The organism is Cupriavidus sp. CP313 (genome assembly GCF_054072015.1).
The window spans coordinates 1-21,534 of record NZ_JBSVZB010000029.1 but is presented as its reverse complement, the minus strand read 5'-3'; the positions used below and the strand labels follow the sequence as shown (position 1 = coordinate 21,534).

Below are 21,534 nucleotides of genomic sequence, written 5' to 3'. Positions count from 1 at the left end.
AGGAGCGCCCATGAATGCACCCGCGGAGCTGCCGCAGCAGGCATCCCCTGCCCTTGAGCACACAGACATTGCCATCATCGGCAGTGGCTTTGCCGGCCTCGGCATGGCGATACGGCTGCGCGAGCGCGGCGAGCGCAACTTCCTGATCTTCGAGAAGGCCGGCTCCGTCGGCGGCACCTGGCGCGACAACCATTACCCGGGCTGCGCCTGCGATGTGCAGTCGCACCTGTATTCCTTTTCCTTCGCGCCGAACCCAGACTGGTCGCGCATGTTCTCCACCCAGCCGGAGATTCGCGCCTACCTGGAAGGCTGCACCGACCGCTTCGGCCTGCGCCCGCACCTGCGGCTGCACCATGAGCTGCGCCACGCCGCCTGGGACGAGGCCGCGCAGGTGTGGCGCCTGGAGATGGCCGACGGCAAGGTGGTGCGGGCGCGCGTGCTGGTCTCCGGCATGGGCGGGCTGAGCCGGCCTTCGACCCCCAATATCCCGGGGCTGGACTCGTTCGAGGGCGAGTGCTTCCACTCGCAGCACTGGAACCACGCCTATGCGCTCGCCGGCAAGCGCGTGGCCGTGATCGGCACCGGCGCCAGCGCAATCCAGTTCGTGCCGCAGATCGCGCCGCAGGTGGCGCAGCTGGACCTGTACCAGCGCACCCCGCCGTGGATCATGCCCAAGCCGGACCGCGAGGTCAGCGCGACCGAGCGCTGGCTGTTCCGCCGCCTGCCGTTCACGCAGACGCTGGTGCGCACCGGCATCTACTGGATGCTGGAATCGCGCGTGCTGGGCTTTGTGCTGCATCCGAAGATCATGAAGGTGGTGGAGCGCGTCGCGCGCCGCCATCTGGCCAGGCAGGTGCGCGACCCCGCCTTGCGCGCAACGCTGACGCCCGACTACACCATCGGCTGCAAGCGCGTGCTGATCTCCAACGACTACTACCCAGCGCTGACGCGCGACAACGTGGACGTGGTCACCACCGGCATCGCCCGCGTGGAGCGCGACGCGGTGGTGCTGCGTGACGGCACCCGCCGGCCGGCGGACTGCATCATCCTGGGCACCGGCTTCCATGCCACCGACCCGATGCCGCGCGGCGTGATCTCGGGCCTTGACGGCGTGGACCTGGTCGATGCCTGGCGCGACGGCGCGCAGGCCTACCTGGGCACCACCGTAGCGGGCTTCCCCAACCTGTTCTTCGTGGTCGGCCCCAATACCGGGCTGGGCCACAGCTCGATGGTGTTCATGATCGAGTCGCAGGTGGCCTATATCGCGGACGCCCTGCAGCAGATGCGCCGCGAAGGTGTGCAGGCGGTGGACGTGCGCGAGCCGGTGCAGCGCCGCTTCAACGAACGGCTGCAGGCGCGGCTGGGCCATGCGATCTGGTCCGCCGGCGGATGCGCCAGCTGGTACATCGACCCGCGCAGCGGCCGCAACACCACGCTGTGGCCGGGCTTCACCTGGCAGTTCCGCCGCGCCACGGCGAGCTTTCGCATGACCGACTACGACCTGTACCCGGTGCGGCGCGCATTGCCGGACGAGACCGCCATGCAGCCCGGGTCGGCCGATATCGCCACGGTCGCCGGTGCCTGACATACACGCATTCCCCCTGACTCACACCCAAAAGAACGACATCACCGGAAGGAGACCGGACATGAAGGACTTCCGCAACAAGGTTGCCGCGATCACCGGCGCCGGCTCGGGCATCGGCCGCGCGCTGGCGGTGGCGCTGGCACGGCAGGGCTGCCACCTGGCGCTGTCAGACCGCAACGAGGCCGGGCTGGCGCAGACCGTGGCCCAGGCCATGGCCGCCGCACCGCAGGCCCGCATCACACAACACACCGTGGATGTGGCCGACCGCGCCGCGGTCTACGCGTGGGCCGCCGCGGCCGCCGAGGCCCACGGCCGCATCAACCTGATCTTCAACAACGCCGGCGTGGCGCTGTCCAGCACCGTCGAGGGCATGAGCTACGACGACCTGGAATGGATCATGGGCATCAACTTCTGGGGCGTGGTGTACGGCACCAAGGCCTTTCTGCCGTACCTGAAGGCCAGCGGCGACGGCCACGTGGTCAATACGTCGAGCATCTTCGGCATCTTTGCCCAGCCCGGCATGGGCGCCTACAACGCCAGCAAGTACGCGGTGCGCGGCTTCACCGAATCGCTGCGGCAGGAGCTGGACCTGATGGACTGCGGCGTGTCGGCCACCACCGTGCACCCGGGGGGCATCAAGACCAATATCGCCCAGGCCAGCCGCGTGTCATCCAGCGTCAACGGCTTCCTGGTGCGCGACGCGCAGCACGGCAAGGATGAGTTCGAGAAATTCTTCATCACCTCGCCCGACAAGGCCGCGCGCGTGATCCTGGAAGGCGTGCGCCGCAACCGCCGGCGCGTGCTGATCGGACCCGACGCCTACGCCGCCGATGCCATGGCGCGGCTGCTGCCGGCTGCGTACCAGTCGCTGGTGGTGCGCGAGACGCGCCGCAAGCGCGATCTGGGTCCCGTCGCGGCACCGGCCTCGATCGGCCAGGGAGAGCGCCCGTGAACCGGCTCGCGATCGAACAGGATGCTTCGCTGCTGGCGCCACCGGGTGCGCTGACGCGCTGGTTCGGGCAAGGCCGCGTAGGGCTGTTCAGCCTGTCGCGCGCCACGCTGGCGCAGCGCCATGCGCTGCCGGCCTCGCGCTGGGTGCGCGTGCTGGATGCGATGGTGCACTACACCGATGAAGGCCCCGCCGACGGCGAGACCCTTGTGCTGATCCACGGCTTCGGCGCTTCGCTGCATACGTGGCAAGGGATCGTGCCAGTGCTGGCGCAGCGCTACCGCGTGCTGCGGCTGGACCTCGCCCCGTTCGGGCTGACCGGGCCGCTGCGCGATGCGCGCGGCCGCATCGAAACCATGGACGTGCACCGCTACCGCGATTTCATCGACGCCTTCCTGGCCGCGGTGAACGTGGGCCGCGCCAGCATCATCGGCAACTCGCTGGGCGGGCTGATCGCGTGGGACCTGGCGGTGCGCCGGCCCGATGCGGTCGACAAGCTGGTGCTGATCGATGCCGCCGGCTTCCCGATGCGGCTGCCGATCTACATCGACCTGTTCCGCCATGCGCCGGTGCGCTGGTCGGCACCGTGGATGCTGCCCGAGTTCATCATCCGCGCCGCCACGCGCGACGTCTATGGCGACGCCTCGCGCGTGCCGGAATCCACCTTCCGCCGCTACGTCGACTTCTTCTACGCCGAAGGCAGCCGCGAGGCCGTCGGCAAGATGGTGCCCAAGCTCGACTTTGCCCAGCTTGACACCCACCTGCTCGGCAGCGTGCGCGCGCCCACGCTGGTGCTGTGGGGCGAGCGCGACCGCTGGATCCCGCCCGCGCACGCGCAGGCGTTCGCCGAGCGCATCCCCGGCGCGCAGCTGCGCCGCTATGCGGGGCTTGGCCACGTGCCGATGGAAGAAGACCCGCAACGTGTGGCCGCAGACCTGCTGCCGTTCCTGGCAGCCCAATGAATTTCCACCGGCGCAACACGCGCCGGCCTTCACCCAAGGAGACCGCCATGATGCCAGTCCGCCGCGACGTGCATCCCCACCTGCCGCCAGAGCGCATCAGCGACTGGCACGAACGGGGCCGTCACATCACCCATTTCATCAACGCGCTGTCGATCTTCTTCCCCGCCGGGGAGCGCTTCTTCATGGACAGCGTGCGCAACTACCGCGACCAGGTGAAAGACCCCGAACTGAGCCGCGCCATCGCCGGCTTTATCGGCCAGGAAGCGATGCACACGCGCGAGCACATCCTCTACAACCGGCTGATGGAAGACGCCGGCCTGCCCGCCGCGGCGCTGGACCGCACGGTGTGGAAGCTGCTGGACGTGCTGCGCAAGATCCTGCCCAAGTCCTGGCAGCTGGCCCACACCATCGCGCTGGAGCACTACACCGCGATGCTGGCAGGCGGCCTGCTGCAGGATCAGCGCCACATGGGCGCGGCCTCTGAGACCGGCTACCGGCAAGTGTGGACCTGGCACGCGCTGGAAGAAACCGAGCACAAGGCCGTGGCCTACGATGTCTGGAACACGGTGATGAAGCCCGGCCCCTACCGCTACTTCCTGCGCACCTTCACCATGCTGACCACCACCGTGACGTTCTGGGCCATGGTGTTCGTGTTCCACATCGCGCTGGTGATGGGCGACAAGGGCTGCCGCAACAAGCTGACCGGGTTTGGCGGCGTGCTGCGCTTTTTGTGGGCCGCGCCCGCCGTGCTGCCCAAGATGATCCCGGAATGGCTCAGCTACTTCCGCCCCGGCTTCCATCCATGGGACGACGACAACCGCGCCGAGCTGGCGCGCATCGCCCCGCTGGTCGAAGAGATCGAAGACACCGCGCGCGCCGCCGGCGTCTCTACCCGCGCGCCCTCGCTGCGGGGGGCCGCATGACCATCTGGCAGTGCCGTATCTGTGGATTCGTTTATGAAGAAGCGCTCGGCATGCCCGAGCACGGGATCGCGCCCGGCACACCGTGGGGCGCGGTCCCGCTGGAGTGGAGCTGCCCGGAGTGCGGCATGGCGAAAGCGGATTTCGACATGGTTGCGCTATAGGCGGGCGGTGGTCAGTGAGGGGTGATGGCTGTCAGCGCCCCGATCCATCAAACAAAAAGCCCGGCATCACTGCCGGGCTTTTTGCTTACCGCAACTTGCAACAGCTTCAGCTCTTGGCCACCACTGCCACCTTGCCCTTGCCGAGCATGCGGTTGATCTGCCATTGCTGGGCGATCGACAGGATGTTGTTCACCACCCAGTACAGCACCAGGCCGGCCGGGAAGAAGAAGAACATCACCGAGAACACCAGCGGCATGATCGCCATGACCTTGGCCTGCACCGGGTCCGGCGGGGTCGGGTTCAGCTTGGTCTGCACGAACATCGACACGGCCATCACGATCGGCAGGATGTAGAACGGATCCGGCACCGACAGGTCATGGATCCAGCCCAGCCACGGCGCGCCGCGCATTTCCACCGACGACAGCAGCACCCAGTACAGCGCGATGAACACCGGGATCTGGATCACGATGGGCAGGCAGCCGCCGAGCGGGTTGACCTTCTCGGTCTTGTACAGCCCCATCATCTCCTGGTTCATCTTCTGCGGGTCGTTCTTGTAACGCTCGCGGATCGACGTCATGCGCGGCTGCAGGTCCTTCATCTTGCCCATGGACTTGTAGCTTGCCGCCGACAGCGGGAAGAACACCAGCTTGATCAGCACCGTCAGCGCGATGATCGACCAGCCCCAGTTGCCCAGGAAGCCGTGCAGCTTCTCCAGCAGCCAGAACAGCGGCTTGGCCAGGATGGTCAGCCAGCCATAGTCCTTCACCAGCTCCAGGCCCGGGGCGATCTTCTCGAGCATGTGCTCTTCCTGCGGGCCGGCGAACAGGCGCGCATCGGTGGTCACCGTGGCGCCCGGGGCCAGTTCACCCAGCGGCTGCTGGACGCCCACGCGGTACAGGTTCGGGTCGATCTGCTGGACGTAGAAGCTGTGCTCCTTGCCGGTCTGCGGGATCCAGGCCGAGGCAAAGTAGTGCTGCACCATCGCCACCCAGCCATTGTTGGCGGCGGCCGGCACGCTGGCCTTGCCCTTGGCCACGTCTTCAAAGTTGATCTTGTGGTACTTGTCGGCGTCGGTGTAGATGGCCGGGCCGGTGAAGGTGCTGTAGAACTGCGACTGCTCGACCTTGCTGCCGTCGCGCGCCAGTTCCAGGTACAGCGTCGGCGAGACCGGCGCGGCACCCGCGTTGGTCACCGCGAACTTGGTGTCGACCACATACGTGCCCTTGTGGAACACATAGGTCTTGACCAGCTTCACGCCGTTCTTCTCAGCGGTCAGCGCCACTTCCAGCTGCTCGGCGCCGTCCAGCGTGCGCGGGCCCGGGGCGGCGGTGAACACCGTGGTGTGGTTGGGCAGGTCGCCGCCGCCGATCAGGCCCGAGCGTGCCATGTAGGTGCGCACGTTGTCGCGCTCGAACAGCACCACCGGCTTGCCGTCCTTCTCATGCTCCTTGAGCAGCTCCAGGCGCGACACAATGCCGCCGGCGGTGTCGATCTCGGCGCGCACCGTGTCGGTGGTCACCACGATCTTCTCGCCAGCGGGCTGGGCCGCGGCCTGCGGCGCGGCCGGGGCAGCGGTACCCGCTGCGCCTGGCGCCACGTTGGCCTTGGGCACGTCGCCCTGGGCGGCAGCGCCGCTGGCGGCGGGCGCCGAAGCGGCCTGTTGCGTCGTGCTCGGGAAGAACATCGACGCATGGCCTTGGGAGCGCTGCCAGTTGTCGTAGAGCAGCACGAGGGCCATCGAGAAGATGACCCAGAGGATGGTGCGTTTGATATCCATGTCTGGCTGTGGTCGGAGAAATCAGGGTCTGGGCAGACGGATCGCAACAGGCGCATGGCCTGCGGCGGCATGGACGGAACGGCCCGCGTGGGTGTCCGGCCTGGCAGTGTCGTCAGCTTCCGTGCCCGGCACGGGATCATACCCGCCTTGGGCGAAAGGATGGCAGCGGCACAGCCGACAGGCGGCCATCCAGCTGCCGCGCGCGGCGCCGTAATGGATGACGGCGTCGCGGGCGTAGTCGGAACAGGTCGGCAGGAAGCGGCACTGCGAGCCCAGGTAGGGACTCAGGGCGATCTTGTAGATACGCAGCAGGGCAAGCAGGATTCGCTTCATGGCAGGCGGTTCAGGCCGGAAGGCCTGGTGGCTGGCTTTGCGAGGGGCTCGCCGGTGGCGCCGCGGGTGGCGGTGCCGAGGGCGAGGCAGGCGGTGCGGGTGGCGGCAGTGGCTTGGCCGCTACGTCGAGCAGGCTGGCGATTTCCGCCGCGCATGCCCTTCGGACCGCCGCGCGCGTTGCAAATTCCGCGCGCGGAAACTTGGCTTGCAGGCGCAGCAGCACGTCGCGCCCAGCCAGGTGCTCACGGCGTTGGCGGAACAGCTCGCGCGCCATGCGCTTCACCAGGTTGCGCTCAGCCGCGCGCGGCGCGAACTTCTTGCCGACCACCACGCCAAGCCGGCCTTCCGGACGGTCATTGGCGCGCACGTAGAGCACGAAATGCGGGCTGCGCCGCCGGGGCCGCAAAGCAAAAACGGATGAAAACTCATCCGTCTTTGTTAGCCTCGCGGCTTTGGGGAAGGCATGGGCTGACACGCTGGGTGACACTGGTGAGCGCTGGCGAATACTACTGCTGGCGCAAAAGCGGCGCCCTGCGGCAAGCGGCCGGCCGACCTGAAGCCGAGGCGGTGGGCATTGACGGCTGCGCGGCACGGCTGCGGTACGCTGCAGCCGGCGCCGGGCGCGCCGTCAGGCCGGTCGCCCGGGCCTCAGATGGCCAGGCGCTTGCGGCCCTTGGCGCGGCGTGCGTTGATGACGGCACGGCCGCCGCGGGTCTTCATGCGCACGCGGAAACCGTGGGTACGCTTGCGGCGGGTAACGGAAGGTTGGTAGGTACGTTTCATGTTGCACTCTCTGGTTGATCTTGGCTCGCCCGACTCCGGCCGGTGCCGGGGTGCCGTGGCCGCCGCGTATGGTTCGCATGGGGCTGCCGCAAGCAAGAAACTGCCGCGGCGTGTCCGACGATTCTGGTTCTGTCTTTGCTGCCGGCCGAATGGCGCGCGCTGCAGGCGGGGTGGCCTGTGGGCGCGGACGGTACGAACAGGCCAGACCCGGCGATGCGCATACGTGATCCCCTGCCGCATCGCAGAACCCGCCATTTAAACGATTTTCTCCGGCGCTGTCAAGGCGCAAGTCTGTGTGCAAGGGCACAATTGCTACACCGCTCAGTGGCCCGTGGTGCGCCATTGTCCACAACGCGCGGTGGGTAACTGAATGTGCCCTCCAGGCCACCACCAGCATGGTCATCCACAGGCGAAGTCCCTGTTTTGCCTGAAATTTTCCCCGTTTCCGCACCCCGGAAACCCGCATCACAGCAAGGGTTGTGCACACAAATCCACTGCATTTGCACAAGTTATCCACAGACTTATCCTTTGTGGATAACTCAGGGGCGGGGGTACAATCCGGGTCCAAACACAACACGGGCTGCGTGGCGCAGGCGCAACCCGGGCTCCCACCGCGGCAACGCATGACTGAACGCACGCCAGTGCAGCGAACCTGAAGGCTCGCTGGCGGCTGCATTGGCATGCCGCGGAGGCCTCACCGAACGGAATTGATTCCTAATACGGTAAGGATGGCCCGGATCGCGCGGCGTAGATGCTGCTTGTGGCGTGCCGGGGGAACCGCTGAATTGCGGCCGGGTACGATTACCAAAAAACAAACAATGCAAGATTTCTGGCAGGCGGCAGCAGCGCAATTAGAGCGCGAGCTGACGCCGCAACAGTTCAAAACGTGGATCAAGCCGCTGGCGCCCGTTGCGTTCGATGAAGAAACGCACGCGCTGCGCATTGCCGCGCCCAACCGTTTCAAGCTGGACTGGGTCAAGAGCCAGTTTTCGGGGCGCATCACCGCACTGGCCTGCGAGTACTGGGAAGCGCAGGTCAGCGTCCAGTTCGTGCTGGATCCCGCCGCGTCGGGCCGTGCCGCTGCCTATATGCAGCCGGCCCAGCCCGGCATGGGCCCGGGCGGCATGGACGGCCACGCAGCACCGGGTACGGGCATGGCCGGCTATCCCGGCGCCCAGCCGATGGGCGGACAGGCCACGTTTGCCATGCCCGGCCAGCCCGGCTATGGCGAGTACCCCAACGCAGCCGCGTACGGCATGGGCCAGCCTCAGTACGGCAATCCGGCCGGCATGCCATCCGCAGCCCCGGTCCCGGCCGGCGCGCGCGCCCAGGCCCCGGGCATGGGCGGCCAGCACCCCGGCCAGCATCATCCGCAGCACGGCGCGGACATGGGCGAGATCGACGTAGTCCACATGGACCCCGCCGAGGCCAGTGCCCGTTCCTACCGCGTGCAGCCGCAGCAACCCCAGCAACCGCACCCGTCCCATCAGCCCCACCCGCAGATGGGCGGCGCCACGCCGATGCCCGGCCACCAGCCCAGCGACACGGTGCATGAGCGCTCGCGCCTGAACCCGATCCTGACCTTTGACAACTTCGTCACTGGTAAAGCCAACCAGCTGGCGCGCGCCGCGGCCATCCAGGTGGCCAACAACCCGGGCAAGTCGTACAACCCGCTGTATCTCTATGGCGGCGTGGGCCTGGGCAAGACTCACCTGATCCACGCCATCGGCAACTACATGCTGCTGGAGAACCCGCGCGCGCGCATCCGCTACATCCACGCCGAGCAGTACGTCTCTGACGTGGTCAAGGCGTACCAGCGCAAGGCGTTCGACGAGTTCAAGCGCTACTACCACTCGCTGGACCTGCTGCTGATCGACGATATCCAGTTCTTCTCTGGCAAGAACCGCACGCAGGAAGAGTTCTTCTATGCCTTCGAGGCCCTGATTGCCAACCGGGCGCAGGTGATCATCACCAGCGATACCTACCCCAAGGAAATCAGCGGCATCGACGACCGCCTGATCTCGCGCTTTGACTCGGGCCTGACCGTGGCCATCGAGCCGCCCGAGCTTGAAATGCGCGTGGCCATCCTGATGAAGAAGGCCGCCGCGGAAAGCGTCAACGTGCCCGAAGAAGTTGCCTTCTTTGTCGCCAAGCACCTGCGCTCAAACGTGCGTGAGCTGGAAGGCGCGCTGCGCAAGATCCTGGCGTTCAGCAACTTCCACGGCAAGGACATCACCATCGAGGTGACGCGCGAAGCGCTCAAGGATCTGCTGACCGTGCAGAACCGCCAGATCTCTGTGGAGAACATCCAGAAGACCTGCGCGGATTTCTACAACATCAAGGTCGCTGACATGTACTCGAAAAAGCGGCCTGCCAATATTGCACGGCCGCGCCAGATTGCGATGTACCTGGCCAAGGAGCTGACGCAGAAGAGCCTGCCCGAAATCGGCGAGCTCTTTGGCGGCCGCGACCACACCACCGTGCTGCACGCCGTGCGCAAGATCGCCGACGAACGCAGCAAGGATGCGCAGCTGAACCACGAGCTGCACGTGCTGGAGCAAACGCTCAAGGGCTGATGCATGGCCGATGCCCGGGGTACCCCCGGGAAGGCGTTTTGAAGGGTCGGCCCCTCGGGGCTGGCATACTGTAGGGTGCGCGCCTCGGACATCCCGTGGCGCCTGGGGAATTAACGTCAGCGTCGCCGGGGCAAGTGTCCGGAAAATGGCCACTGATAAGGCTTTGCGGTGAGTCGGGACGGGATGGCAAGTACGGTTTGCGCCAGCGTGGCTTTTTGTGCACAGCTGGCCCGCCGGCCGGTCCCGCCCCGCTTCACCGCAGCGGCTTATCCTTGGTACAATGGCATATTAACTCCTTGATTCCTAAGTGAATTTGGAGTTGTTTGCGTTCTGCGGTCGCCGATTACAAACGACGAAGGATAAATTCAATGCAATTGGTCAAAACCTCGCGAGACAACCTGCTGCGTCCGCTGCAAATCGTGAGCGGCATCGTGGAGCGCCGCCACACCCTCCCGATCCTGGCCAATCTGCTGATTCGCAAGTCCGGGTCCAACGTTTCCTTCCTCTCGACCGACATCGAGATCCAGATCACCACGCACGCCGAATGCGGCGTTGGCAGCGACAGCGTTGCCACCACCGTGGCCGCGCGCAAGCTGCTGGACATCCTGCGCGCCATGCCTGACGGCGACGTGGCCCTGTCGCTCAACGACAAGCGCATGACAGTGCAATCCGGCAAGAGCCGCTTCGCACTGCAGACGCTGGCCGCAGAGGAATTCCCGACCGTTGCCGAAGCCAGCGAATTCAACGCCAGCGTCAGCCTGCCGCAGAAGACCTTCAAGCACCTGCTGGCAATGGTCCACTTCGCCATGGCGCAGCAGGACATCCGCTACTACCTGAACGGCATGCTGCTGGTGGTAGAAGGCAAGAAGGTCATGGCAGTCGCCACCGACGGCCACCGCCTGGCCTACTGCGGCGTTGAGCTTGAGACCGAAGCCGTCGGCGTGGGCGCGCGCCAGGAAGTCATCATCCCGCGCAAGACCATCCTGGAACTGCAGCGCCTGCTGGAAGACAACGACGATCCGGTGCAGGTGCAGCTGGCCGCCAACCAGGTCAAGTTCACGTTCGCCAATATCGAACTGATCTCCAAGCTGGTTGAAGGCAAGTTCCCCGACTTCCAGCGCGTGATTCCCAAGGGCTACAAAAACGCCTTCGCCATCGACCGCGTGCGGCTGCAGCAGGCGCTGCAACGCACCGCGATCCTGACGACCGACAAATTCAAGGGCGTGCGCTGCATCCTCGACACGCACGTGCTCAAGATCAGCTCCACCAACGCCGACCAGGAAGAGGCGCAGGAAGAGCTGGAACTCGATTACTCGGGCGACGCGCTCGATATCGGCTTCAACGTGACCTACCTGCTCGACGTACTCGCCAACCTGAAGAGCGAGCAGGTGCAGGTCAGCCTCGGCGACTCGAATTCGAGTGCGCTGATTACCGTGCCGGAAGACGACAACTTCAAGTACGTCGTCATGCCGATGCGCATCTGATGATCCGGTAACAGGACCAGACCAGACAAGAACCGGAGCAGCAAACGGCACGCAACGACACCCGGCCCAGGCCGGGACGTCCTGGGGATGACCATCCCGCAGCGGGGGCAGGATCGAAACGACGATCCGCCCCTTTTGCCGTTTTTAGTAACCCGCCATGCGGACCTTTTCGCGCCCCGCCGCTATGCCGGCCCGGCCCGAATTCCGCCATTGCCGTGAGTAGAAAGACATGACCGAACAGCAGAACCCGCAGCAGGAAAACACCTACGGAGCCTCTTCGATCCAGATCCTGGAAGGCCTGGAGGCGGTACGCAAGCGCCCGGGCATGTATATCGGTGATACCTCCGACGGCACCGGCCTGCACCACCTTGTCTTCGAGGTGCTGGACAACTCCATCGACGAAGCGCTGGCCGGCTACTGCACCGAGATCCAGGTCACCATCCACAGCGACAACTCGATCTCCATCGTCGACAACGGCCGCGGCATCCCGCCCCTGGTCAAGTTCGACGACAAGCACGAACCCAAGCGCAGCGCGGCAGAAATCGCCATGACGGAGCTGCACGCCGGCGGCAAGTTCAACCAGAACAGCTACAAGGTGTCTGGTGGCCTGCACGGCGTGGGCGTGTCCTGCGTGAACGCACTGTCCAAATGGCTGCGCCTGACCGTGCGCCGCGACGGCCAGGTCCACCTGATCGAATTCGCCAAGGGCGACGTGCAGAACCGCATCGTCGAGACCGTGACCGGCCCCGACGGCCAGCCCGTTGAAGTCTCCCCGATGAAGATCATCGGCGCCACCGACAAGCGCGGCACCGAAGTCCACTTCCTGGCCGACGAAGAGATCTTCACCAACGTCGAATTCCACTACGAGATCCTCTCCAAGCGCATCCGCGAGCTCTCGTTCCTGAACAACGGCGTGCACATCAAGCTGGTCGACCAGCGCACCGGCAAGGAAGAAGACTTTGCCTTTTCCGGCGGCGTGAAGGGCTTTGTCGAGTACATCAACCGCGCCAAGAGCGTGCTGCACCCCAACATCTTCTACGCCAATACCGAAAAAGAAGGTATCGCCGTGGAAGTGGCCATGCAGTGGAACGACGGCTACAACGAGCAGGTGCTCTGCTTCACCAACAACATCCCGCAGCGGGATGGCGGCACCCACCTGACCGGCCTGCGCGCCGCGATGACCCGCATCATCAACAAGTACATCGAAGAAAACGAAGTCGCCAAGAAAGCCAAGGTGGAAACCACCGGCGACGACATGCGCGAAGGCCTGTCCTGCGTGCTCTCCGTCAAGGTGCCCGAGCCCAAGTTCAGCTCGCAGACCAAGGACAAGCTGGTCTCTTCCGAAGTGCGCCTGCCCGTGGAAGAACTCGTCGGCAAGGCCCTGAACGACTTCCTGCTGGAAACCCCGGGCGACGCCAAGATCATCTGCGGCAAGATCGTAGACGCCGCCCGCGCCCGCGAAGCCGCCCGCAAGGCCCGCGAAATGACCCGCCGCAAGGGCCTGATGGACGGCATGGGCCTGCCCGGCAAGCTGGCCGACTGCCAGGAAAAAGACCCCGCCCTGTCAGAACTCTTCCTGGTGGAGGGCGACTCCGCAGGCGGCTCCGCCAAGCAAGGCCGCGACCGTAAGTTCCAGGCCATCCTGCCCCTGAAGGGCAAGATCCTGAACGTAGAGCGCGCCCGTTTCGACAAGATGCTGTCCAGCCAGGAAGTGCTGACCCTGATCACCGCGCTGGGCACCGGCATCGGCAAGGACGACTACAACCTGGACAAGCTGCGCTACCACCGCATCATCATCATGACCGATGCTGACGTGGACGGCTCGCACATCCGCACCCTGCTGCTGACGTTCTTCTACCGCCAGATGCCCGACATCATCGAGCGCGGCTATGTCTATATCGCGCAGCCGCCGCTGTACAAGATCAAGCACGGCAAGGAAGAGCGGTATATCAAGGACGATGTCGAGCTCAATGCTTACCTGCTGAAGCTGGCGATGGAGAAGGCTGTGCTGGTGCGGCCGGATGGGTCGGAGATCAATGGGGATGCGCTGACTGAGCTGGCGCGGCAGTATCAGTTGACTGAGGGGGTGATTTCTCGCCTGTCACGTGTTGTTGATACCGATGCCCTGCGCGCGATTGCTGATGGGGTGGCGCTGGATCTCGACAGCGCTTCTGCTGCTGAGGCGTCTGCTGTGGCGCTGAAGGCCAAGTTGGCTGAGATGCATGCCAAGACGTTGATTGGGGCTGCCGTGAATGATGACGGTACCGCTGACGTCTACGCGCAGTTTGATGAGAAGACGGATAAGCATCGGTTGATGATTGCGCGGCGTCATCATGGCAATGTGCGGTTGTCGCATCTGGATGCGGACTTTGTTCATGGTGCTGATTACGCTGCCCTGTCCAATGCTGCTAAGACCTTCCAGGGGCTGACTCCGGAAGGCACCAAGGTGCAACGTGGCGAAGGCGAAAAGCTGCGCGATCAGACTGTCAACGACTTCCACGGGGCCATGCAATGGCTGCTGGCTGAGGCTGAGCGTGGGGTTTCTCGTCAGCGCTATAAGGGTCTTGGTGAGATGAATCCTGAGCAGCTGTTTGAGACGACGCTTGACGTTACCCAGCGGCGACTGCTGAAGGTGCAGATTGAGGATGCTATTGCGGCGGATCAGATCTTTACCACCCTTATGGGGGATGAGGTGGAGCCACGTAGGAACTTCATCGAGTCGAATGCGTTGGTGGCGCGGAATATTGATGTTTGACGGCCGATGTAGGATCTCAGAAAAGTTGATGTTTTTCACAAATAAGTGAAGCGATCTGGGCTGATGGGTTGCTGTAGGTTGTCAGATCGACTTCCTTAACATTTCGCACAACTGCAGAAAGGCCGCGTCCCTCATGGGGGCGCGGCCTTTTTGCTTAGGCGTCGGCTTGATACAGCCCCAATAAAATCAAGGGGTTACTGTAGGAAACTATAGGGAACCGGAATTAGCTGGACTGCGAGCGCTTTTGCTGGACTCAAAATGTCGAGCCACCAGAAGGAGTAGTTCGACATCACAGTAGCTCCATGGCGTGGTTGGCTGAGTGTTTACGTCCCTGAGCAGTAGGAAACGCCCGCACTCACTACCGTGATATAGGGCCAAGATTATTTTCAGGAAACTCCACGCAGCCTGGCGCACCTGATGCGCCTCACCACGTCGCTCCTCAGTGTCATGACCCTGTCTGTCCTTTGGGAAGGACAGACTGCTGCCTAAAGCCCACTAAGCCCTCTTTACCCCGTCAGAGCGTGAAGGAGGCTCTCTGTGCTGTTCAATTATCGCAAAACGCAGTACATTCGCAGCACACTTGATTCAGGACCGTGTCATGAAGCGCCCCAAGGACGAAACTCTGTCCATCCGCACCTCGGCAGACATCAAGCAACTGCTGCGGATGGCTGCCGAAAAGGAACATCGTTCCATCGCATCGATGATGGAAGTGCTGATCCTGAGCTATGCGCAAGAACATGGCCTGAAGGCCGCTACCGCACAGGAAAAGCCGCAAAAGAAATGAAATGCACGCCCGCTGTCAACGGGCTTCCGAAGTCGACACGGGCTGCTGCCCAGAGAAGAACAGTAAAGAATGGATCACTCAGTACATAACAAGATCGTCAGCTTCATTTGGTCAATCGCTGACGACTGCCTCAGGGATGTCTTCGTGCGCGGCAAGTACCGCGATGTCATTCTCCCGATGTTCGTCCTGCGTCGCCTTGACTGCCTGCTGGAGCCCACCAAGGAAGCGGTGCTCGAAGAGGTCCGCTTCCAGCGTGAAGACGCGGAAATGGCCGACCTCGATCCGCATGGTCTTCGCGAGGCATCGGGTTACGTGTTCTATAACACCTCTCGCTTCACCCTGAAGTCACTGCTGGGCAACCCCTCGCAGCTGGAAGCCAACTTGAAGAACTACCTCGATGGCTTCTCGGACAACGTGAAGGAAATCGTCGAGAAGTTCGACTTGCGCAACCAGATTCGCAAGATGGCGCAGTCTGACGTGTTGCATGACGTCATCGAGAAGTTCGTCTCAGACGAGATCAACCTCAGCCCGACTGATCGCAGAGGCCCGGATGGGCGTACCCAGTCAGGGCTGTCCAACTTAGGCATGGGCTACGTATTCGAGGAACTGATCCGCAAGTTCAACGAAGAAAATAACGAAGAGGCCGGTGAGCATTTCACGCCTCGTGAAGTGATCAAGCTCATGACCAATCTCGTTTTCATCCCGGTCAAGGGTCAACTGCCCAACCCGTTGACCATCTACGACCCGGCCTGTGGCAGCGGGGGCATGCTGACCGAGTCGCAGGATTTCATCACCGACCCTGAAGGCGACGTGAAGGCCAAAGTCGGCGTTTTCCTGTACGGTAAGGAAGTAAACCCGGAGACCTACGCCATTTGTAAATCCGACATGATGATCAAGGGCAACGACCCTGAGAACATCAAGTTCGGCTCCACGTTGGCGACCGACGAATTCTCGGGCAAGCGCTTCGATTTCATGCTGACGAACCCGCCCTACGGTAAGAGCTGGAAGAGCGACCAAAAGAGCATCGTCGATGGCAAGGACGTGATCGACCATCGTTTCCAGGTCAATCTGTCCGACTACACAGGACAAGAGCACGACTTCCACCCGGCGATTCCGCGCTCGTCTGACGGCCAGCTCCTGTTCATGATGGAGATGGTCAACAAGATGAAGCGACGCAACGATAGCCCGATGGGATCGCGAGTCGCTTCCGTTCACAATGGCTCAGCCCTGTTCACCGGGGATGCTGGCAGCGGTGAGAGCAACATCCGCCGCCACATTATCGAGAACGACTACCTGGAAGCCATTATTCAGCTGCCGAACAACCTGTTCTATAACACCGGCATCACAACCTACGTCTGGGTCCTGTCCAACCACAAGGCCGACAAGCGCAAGGGCAAGGTGCAGCTGATCGACGCCAGCAACTTGTACCAGAAGCTGCGCAAGAACCTGGGTGAGAAGAACTGCGAATTCACCGACGAACACATCCGTCAGATCACCCAGCTGTACTTGGAAATGCCAAACGACGGCATTTCCAAAGTCTTCAACAACCGCGATTTCGGTTACTACAAGGTCACGGTGGAGCGCCCGCTGCGACTGGCTGCACAATTTAGCCCCGAGCGCATTGCCACGCTGCGTTTTACGTCGGGCATGCAGGACATGATGGAATGGGTGTACGGCAAGTACGGCGACGAGGTCTATACCGACCTGAAGTCGCATACCGAGGCCATTGAAGCCCACCTCGAGCGCGAAGAGATCGCCCTTTCACCCAAGAACCGTAAAGACCTGCTGTCCGAGGCCATATGGCGTGAGCAACGCGACATCATGCAGGCCGCCCAGCAACTGGCCGGGACGATCGGCGCTGGTGAGTTTCTCGACTTCAACCGCTTTGAGAGCATCGTTGATGACACCCTCAAAGCACTGGGCCTGAGGCTGGCCGCAGCTGCCCGTAAGCAAATCCTCAACGCGGTCAGCTGGCGTGACGAACGGGCCGAGAAGGTTATCAAGAAGGCCCACAAGCTCAACGCCGCCAAGCTAGGTGATCTGCTGTTCCAGCTTGGTACGACCCACGACAAGCTTGGCCACTATGGCTATATGGCGACACCTGCTGGCGAATACGTCGAGTACGAGCCGGACAGCGAACTGCGCGACACCGAAAACGTCCCGCTGGCCCTGGACACCAACCTGTCCGCGTCCAGCGTGATTCACGACTACTTCATCCGTGAAGTGCATCCGCATGTGGACGAGGCCTGGATCGCCATCGACAAGACCGTGATCGGCTATGAGATCAGCTTCAACAAGTATTTCTACCAGCACAAGCCGCTGCGTAGCCTGGAGGAAGTCACAGCGGAAATCCTGGCGCTGGAGGTCGAGACTGATGGCCTGCTCAAGCAGCTAGTGAGCTTTGTGGCGGGGGCCAAGCAATGAAGGAAATTCAGGCCAAGACGCGCAGCGTGCGCGAACTGCTGAGCGACACCAAGTACGGCATCGACTACTATCAGCGTGAATACAAGTGGCAGACCAAGCAGATCGTTGAACTGGTTTCCGATCTCACCACGGCCTTCCTGGAAGAGTACCAGCCACAGCATGAGCGCAAGGATGTGGCCTCGTACGGGCACTACTTCCTAGGCTCCATCGTCATCAGCCAGCCGGACGAGAAAAAGCAGATCGTGGATGGTCAGCAACGACTAACCAGCCTTACGCTGTTGCTGATCTACCTGCACAACATCCAGAAAGATCGGCCCGACGCCGTTTCGATCGAGAAGATGATCTTCTCTGCGGAATACGGCGATAAGTCGTTCAACCTCGATATTCCAGAACGCAACGAGTGCATGAACGCCCTGTTCGATGGCACGCCCTACGACGCGGTGGATCAGGTCGAGTCAATCCAGAACCTGATCGGGCGCTACAACGACATTGTGGAAGCCTTTCCAGCCGAGGTTGCGAACGACAAGGCGCTGCCGTACTTCGTGGACTGGCTTCGCAACAAGACCCAGCTGGTCGAGATCACTGCCTACGCAGATGCCGACGCCTACACGATCTTCGAGACCATGAATGACCGTGGCTTGTCGCTCTCCAATACCGACATGCTCAAGGGCTATTTGCTGGCGAGCATCACCGACACCGCCAAGCGGGCCGAGGCCAACAAGGAGATCAAGCACTGGCTGCTGACCTTCGCCAAGCGTGACAGCGAGCGCGACACCAAGGAGAGCGAAGCTGACTTCTTCAAAGCCTGGCTGCGAGCGAAGTACGCGCAGGACATCCGCGAACGGAAGAAGGGTGCAAAGCCGGAAGACTTCGATCTGATCGGCACTGAGTATCACCGCTGGGTTCGTGCCAAGGATGATCTGATCGGCCTGAACACCAGTGACGATTTCGACCGCTGGGTGCGTCAAGACCTGCGCTTCTTTGCCCGCATCTACTTGGAACTGCTTGGAGCGTCCGAAACCTTGAAACCGGGGCTGGAAGCGGTCCGCTTCAACGCGGACCACGGCTTTACCCAGCAATTTCAAGTGCTACTGGCCCCGCTGCTGCCTACCGACGATGAGGCCACGGTCAAGGCCAAGCTTAAGCTGACTGCGGACTACCTCGATTGCTGGTTGAATCGCCGCCTGTGGAACTTCAAGTCGATCGATTATTCCACGCTGCAATACGCGACCTTCCTGCTGACCAAGGAGCTGCGCAACCTGTCGCTGGATGCGCTGCGCGACAAGCTGATCACCCGGCTTAGCAACGACCAAACCGAACTGCCGCTCGACGATCAGCCCTACCTTAACAACTGGAACGCCAAGAGCCTCCATCGCCAGCTGGCACGGTTCACACACTGGTTGGAAGAGCAGAGCGGACAGCCGGGGCGGTATCACGAGTACATCATTCGTTCAGGCAAGAACGCCTACGAGATCGAACATCTGTGGGCCAACCACTTTGAGCGCCATACAGATGAATTCGCCCATACACAGGAGTTTTCTGCGCACCGCAACAAGGTGGGCGGACTCGTGCTGTTGCCGAAAAAGATCAACGCCAGCCTGAATGACAAGCCCTACAGCGACAAGCTGGAGCACTACCAAAGCGAAAACCTGCTGGCCCGTTCGCTTCATCCCATGTGCTACGTCCACAACCCCGGTTTTCTCAAGCTGAAGGAGAAAACCGGCCTGCCGTTCAAAGCGTTCACGGAGTTCAAAAAGGCCAACCTCGATGAGCGATTCAGCCTCTACAAAGGCATCGCCGAACTGTTGTGGTCGGCTGATCTTTTGAAGGAGGTGGCATGATGCAGCGCTACGAGACCTACAAACCGAGTGGGGCCGAGTGGCTGGGTAATGTCCCAAGGCATTGGGACGTCCAACCGCTTCGCGCTGTGACTTCCCTCAAGTCCGACAAGAACAGGCCTGATCTGCCTGTTTTGTCTGTCTATCGAGAGTACGGGGTCATCCTCAAAGACTCCCGTGACGACAACCACAATGCCACCTCACTTGACACGGGTAGCTATAAGGTTGTGAAACCTGGTGATCTGGTCGTCAACAAGATGAAAGCATGGCAAGGTTCGATGGGGGTGACTGCCCACGACGGGATTGTCAGCCCAGCATACATCACCTGTAGGACAAGGACTGATCGAGTTCGCCCGGCCTATCTTCACTACCTTCTGCGCTCGTCACCACTGATCGGTGTTTACAACTCGTTGTCTTACGGCGTGCGAGTCGGGCAGTGGGATATGCACTATGAGGATTTCAAACAAATCCCGATTCCTTTGCCGCCCCAAGAAGAGCAAGACCGCATCGTTGCCTTCCTCGACCAAAAAACAGCCGAAATCGACGCCGCGATTACGAAGAAAGAGCGACAGATCGAGCTGCTTCAAGAGCAGCGCTCTATTCAGGTCAATCTGGCAGTAACTGTGGGCCTTGATCGGTCGGTTCCTCTCAGGATGGGTGAGTCTGAATGGATTAAATCGCTCCCGGAGCACTGGGAAACCGTACCATTGAAGCATATATCAACGGTACAAAGCGGTGTGACACTGGGAAAGGCCTATGTATCATCCAAAGCAACGAAATCTTTTCCTTATCTTCGAGTCGCCAATGTTCAAGACGGATACATTGACCTTTCGATGGTTACGGAAATCGTTCTGCCAATACGAGAGGCCAAGAACTACCTCCTGCGTGCGGGCGACATTCTTGTCACCGAGGGCGGCGACATTGATAAGCTCGGACGAGGCAACTGCTGGGACGGTCAGATCGAAGAGTGCCTACATCAAAACCACGTCTTCGCAATCCGTGTCCTCAAGAAAGTGAGACCGGAATATGTTGCATTGATAACCGGTGTCTCGTACGCACGGCGCTATTTCACAACCACCGCGAACAAGACGACGAATTTGGCATCAACCAATAAGACAAAACTTGGAAATCTCCCAGTGTTAGTCCCTCCCCTGCTGGAGCAAGATGCCATCTTGGATTATTGTAGTAAGATCAAAGCGCACTATGAGGGGCTGATAGGCTCCATTAAGAAAGAGATTTCAGCACTAAAAGGTATGAAGTCTTCATTGGTTGTAGAAGCTGTAACAGGAAGAATAAAAGTCTGAGGGCGGGGCACATGGTCAGCCAAACCAACGAAGCAGCGCTTGAAACGCACATCGAGAACGCCCTTGCCAAGGACGGCTACCGTATTGGCAATCCGGCTGAATTCGACCGAGAGTTTGCTATCGACGGCAAACTATTCTGGCAATTTCTCGAAGCCACCCAGCCCAAGGAACTAGCAAAACTGAGGGATCGTCCGAACTGGCAACGCCTGCTGCTGGAGCGTCTGAACAAGAAGATCAAAAAGGACAGCGTGCTGGCTGTTCTGAAGAAGGGACTGGACATCGACGATGCCCACTTCGATCTGCTTTACCGGCTGCCGTACAACGACCTGAACCCGGACGTCGTTGCCAGCTTCGAGGCCAACGTCTTCAGCGTTACCCGGCAGGTGCATTACAGCGAGTCCGACACCTTCAAGTCGGTGGACATGGTGCTGTTCGTCAATGGTTTGGCGATTACCACGTTGGAGCTGAAAAACCCCTGGACTGGGCAGGACGTCCACAACGCGATCAAGCAGTACCGCACCGACCGCGACCCGCGTGAGCCGCTGTTTGAATTTGGCCGCTGTCTGGTCCACTTTGCGGTGGACCCAGACGAGACTTACATGTGTGCCCAGCTGGCCGGAAATGACAGCAATTTCTTGCCGTTCAACAAGGGCTTCAACTTCGGCAAGGGCAACCCGGTCAACCCAAAAGGCCACAAAACGGCCTACCTCTGGGAAGACATCCTGCCGCGCCGCAGTCTGACCAACATCTTCGAGCAGTTCGCCAAGTTCACCGTCGAGAAGGATAAGAAGACGGGCAAGGAACGTGTCAACGCCGATTTAAATCTGACCCACTTTGGCAAGAATCGCCGAAGTAAAACTGACCCACCTGGCTCCCGTCAGCCAGCCGCCTTGGCG

General features: G+C 61.7%; 17 protein-coding genes. 13 read left to right on the top strand and 4 right to left on the bottom strand.

Annotated features, from left to right (window positions below):
• The first annotated feature begins 10 nt into the window (after positions 1-10).
• From ACW4E8_RS30770 to ACW4E8_RS30750, 5 genes are all read left to right on the top strand, one after another.
• Positions 11-1,585: a flavin-containing monooxygenase gene (locus ACW4E8_RS30770; protein WP_456807972.1), complete on the top strand. Its 1,575-nt coding sequence runs from the start codon at positions 11-13 to the stop codon at positions 1,583-1,585.
• 61 nt (positions 1,586-1,646) lie between these two features.
• Positions 1,647-2,537: an SDR family NAD(P)-dependent oxidoreductase gene (locus tag ACW4E8_RS30765; RefSeq protein ID WP_456807971.1), complete on the top strand. Its 891-nt coding sequence runs from the start codon at positions 1,647-1,649 to the stop codon at positions 2,535-2,537.
• Positions 2,534-3,496, top strand: a complete 963-nt coding sequence (locus ACW4E8_RS30760) for an alpha/beta fold hydrolase (RefSeq protein ID WP_456807970.1) — start codon at positions 2,534-2,536, stop codon at positions 3,494-3,496. Before ACW4E8_RS30765 ends, ACW4E8_RS30760 begins: the two co-directional genes overlap by 4 nt.
• Positions 3,497-3,543: 47 nt before the next feature.
• Positions 3,544-4,419, top strand: a complete 876-nt coding sequence (locus ACW4E8_RS30755) for a metal-dependent hydrolase (protein WP_456807969.1) — start codon at positions 3,544-3,546, stop codon at positions 4,417-4,419.
• On the top strand, positions 4,416-4,580 hold the full coding sequence (locus ACW4E8_RS30750) for a rubredoxin (protein ID WP_456807968.1): 165 nt from the start codon (positions 4,416-4,418) through the stop codon (positions 4,578-4,580). Before ACW4E8_RS30755 ends, ACW4E8_RS30750 begins: the two co-directional genes overlap by 4 nt.
• Before the next feature lie 106 nt (positions 4,581-4,686).
• Here the strand turns inward: ACW4E8_RS30750 and yidC are convergent, their stop codons facing one another.
• From yidC to rpmH, 4 genes are all read right to left on the bottom strand, one after another.
• A complete protein-coding gene (gene yidC / locus ACW4E8_RS30745; protein WP_456807967.1) occupies positions 4,687-6,357 on the bottom strand; it encodes a membrane protein insertase YidC in 1,671 nt (556 codons plus the stop codon).
• A 21-nt stretch (positions 6,358-6,378) separates the two neighbouring features.
• Entirely contained in the window at positions 6,379-6,690 is a 312-nt protein-coding gene (gene yidD, locus ACW4E8_RS30740; protein ID WP_035817908.1) for a membrane protein insertion efficiency factor YidD, read from the bottom strand.
• 10 nt (positions 6,691-6,700) lie between these two features.
• Positions 6,701-7,165: a ribonuclease P protein component gene (rnpA, locus tag ACW4E8_RS30735; RefSeq protein WP_085959671.1), complete on the bottom strand. Its 465-nt coding sequence runs from the start codon at positions 7,163-7,165 to the stop codon at positions 6,701-6,703.
• A 173-nt stretch (positions 7,166-7,338) separates the two neighbouring features.
• The gene (gene rpmH / locus ACW4E8_RS30730; protein WP_008650850.1) at positions 7,339-7,473 is read right to left on the bottom strand and encodes a 50S ribosomal protein L34; all 135 of its coding nucleotides are present in this window, start codon (positions 7,471-7,473) and stop codon (positions 7,339-7,341) included.
• An 818-nt stretch (positions 7,474-8,291) separates the two neighbouring features.
• Between rpmH and dnaA the strand changes: the two genes are divergently transcribed.
• The 8 genes from dnaA to ACW4E8_RS30690 form a co-directional block, all read left to right on the top strand.
• Complete coding sequence (gene dnaA / locus ACW4E8_RS30725; protein WP_456807966.1) at positions 8,292-10,049, top strand: chromosomal replication initiator protein DnaA; 1,758 nt, start codon at positions 8,292-8,294, stop codon at positions 10,047-10,049.
• Positions 10,050-10,417: 368 nt separating this feature from the next.
• Positions 10,418-11,533, top strand: a complete 1,116-nt coding sequence (gene dnaN / locus ACW4E8_RS30720) for a DNA polymerase III subunit beta (RefSeq protein WP_456807965.1) — start codon at positions 10,418-10,420, stop codon at positions 11,531-11,533.
• A gap of 229 nt (positions 11,534-11,762) precedes the next feature.
• A complete protein-coding gene (gyrB, locus tag ACW4E8_RS30715; RefSeq protein WP_456807964.1) occupies positions 11,763-14,288 on the top strand; it encodes a DNA topoisomerase (ATP-hydrolyzing) subunit B in 2,526 nt (841 codons plus the stop codon).
• Between the two features lie 598 nt (positions 14,289-14,886).
• Entirely contained in the window at positions 14,887-15,072 is a 186-nt protein-coding gene (locus ACW4E8_RS30710; protein WP_456807963.1) for a hypothetical protein, read from the top strand.
• 69 nt (positions 15,073-15,141) lie between these two features.
• Complete coding sequence (locus ACW4E8_RS30705; protein ID WP_456807962.1) at positions 15,142-17,496, top strand: type I restriction-modification system subunit M; 2,355 nt, start codon at positions 15,142-15,144, stop codon at positions 17,494-17,496.
• Positions 17,493-19,337, top strand: a complete 1,845-nt coding sequence (locus tag ACW4E8_RS30700; protein WP_456807961.1) for a DUF262 domain-containing protein — start codon at positions 17,493-17,495, stop codon at positions 19,335-19,337. The genes ACW4E8_RS30705 and ACW4E8_RS30700 overlap by 4 nt, the downstream gene beginning before the upstream one ends.
• Positions 19,334-20,638: a restriction endonuclease subunit S gene (locus tag ACW4E8_RS30695; protein WP_456807960.1), complete on the top strand. Its 1,305-nt coding sequence runs from the start codon at positions 19,334-19,336 to the stop codon at positions 20,636-20,638. The genes ACW4E8_RS30700 and ACW4E8_RS30695 overlap by 4 nt, the downstream gene beginning before the upstream one ends.
• Positions 20,639-20,649: 11 nt before the next feature.
• On the top strand, positions 20,650-21,534 hold an 885-nt coding region (locus ACW4E8_RS30690), incomplete at its 3' end, for a type I restriction endonuclease (protein WP_456807959.1).

Excerpts from the sequence above, each read along its gene's own strand:
- ACW4E8_RS30705 (WP_456807962.1), top strand. The coding sequence starts at position 15,142 with ATGGATCACTCAGTACATAACAAGATCGTCAGCTTCATTTGGTCAATC.
- ACW4E8_RS30710 (WP_456807963.1), top strand. The coding sequence starts at position 14,887 with ATGAAGCGCCCCAAGGACGAAACTCTGTCCATCCGCACCTCGGCAGAC.
- ACW4E8_RS30770 (WP_456807972.1), top strand. The coding sequence starts at position 11 with ATGAATGCACCCGCGGAGCTGCCGCAGCAGGCATCCCCTGCCCTTGAG.
- ACW4E8_RS30695 (WP_456807960.1), top strand. The coding sequence starts at position 19,334 with ATGATGCAGCGCTACGAGACCTACAAACCGAGTGGGGCCGAGTGGCTG.
- ACW4E8_RS30700 (WP_456807961.1), top strand. The coding sequence starts at position 17,493 with ATGAAGGAAATTCAGGCCAAGACGCGCAGCGTGCGCGAACTGCTGAGC.
- ACW4E8_RS30765 (WP_456807971.1), top strand. The coding sequence starts at position 1,647 with ATGAAGGACTTCCGCAACAAGGTTGCCGCGATCACCGGCGCCGGCTCG.
- ACW4E8_RS30755 (WP_456807969.1), top strand. The coding sequence starts at position 3,544 with ATGATGCCAGTCCGCCGCGACGTGCATCCCCACCTGCCGCCAGAGCGC.
- dnaA (WP_456807966.1), top strand. The coding sequence starts at position 8,292 with ATGCAAGATTTCTGGCAGGCGGCAGCAGCGCAATTAGAGCGCGAGCTG.
- gyrB (WP_456807964.1), top strand. The coding sequence starts at position 11,763 with ATGACCGAACAGCAGAACCCGCAGCAGGAAAACACCTACGGAGCCTCT.
- ACW4E8_RS30750 (WP_456807968.1), top strand. The coding sequence starts at position 4,416 with ATGACCATCTGGCAGTGCCGTATCTGTGGATTCGTTTATGAAGAAGCG.
- dnaN (WP_456807965.1), top strand. The coding sequence starts at position 10,418 with ATGCAATTGGTCAAAACCTCGCGAGACAACCTGCTGCGTCCGCTGCAA.
- yidC (WP_456807967.1), bottom strand. The coding sequence starts at position 6,357 with ATGGATATCAAACGCACCATCCTCTGGGTCATCTTCTCGATGGCCCTC.
- rpmH (WP_008650850.1), bottom strand. The coding sequence starts at position 7,473 with ATGAAACGTACCTACCAACCTTCCGTTACCCGCCGCAAGCGTACCCAC.
- yidD (WP_035817908.1), bottom strand. The coding sequence starts at position 6,690 with ATGAAGCGAATCCTGCTTGCCCTGCTGCGTATCTACAAGATCGCCCTG.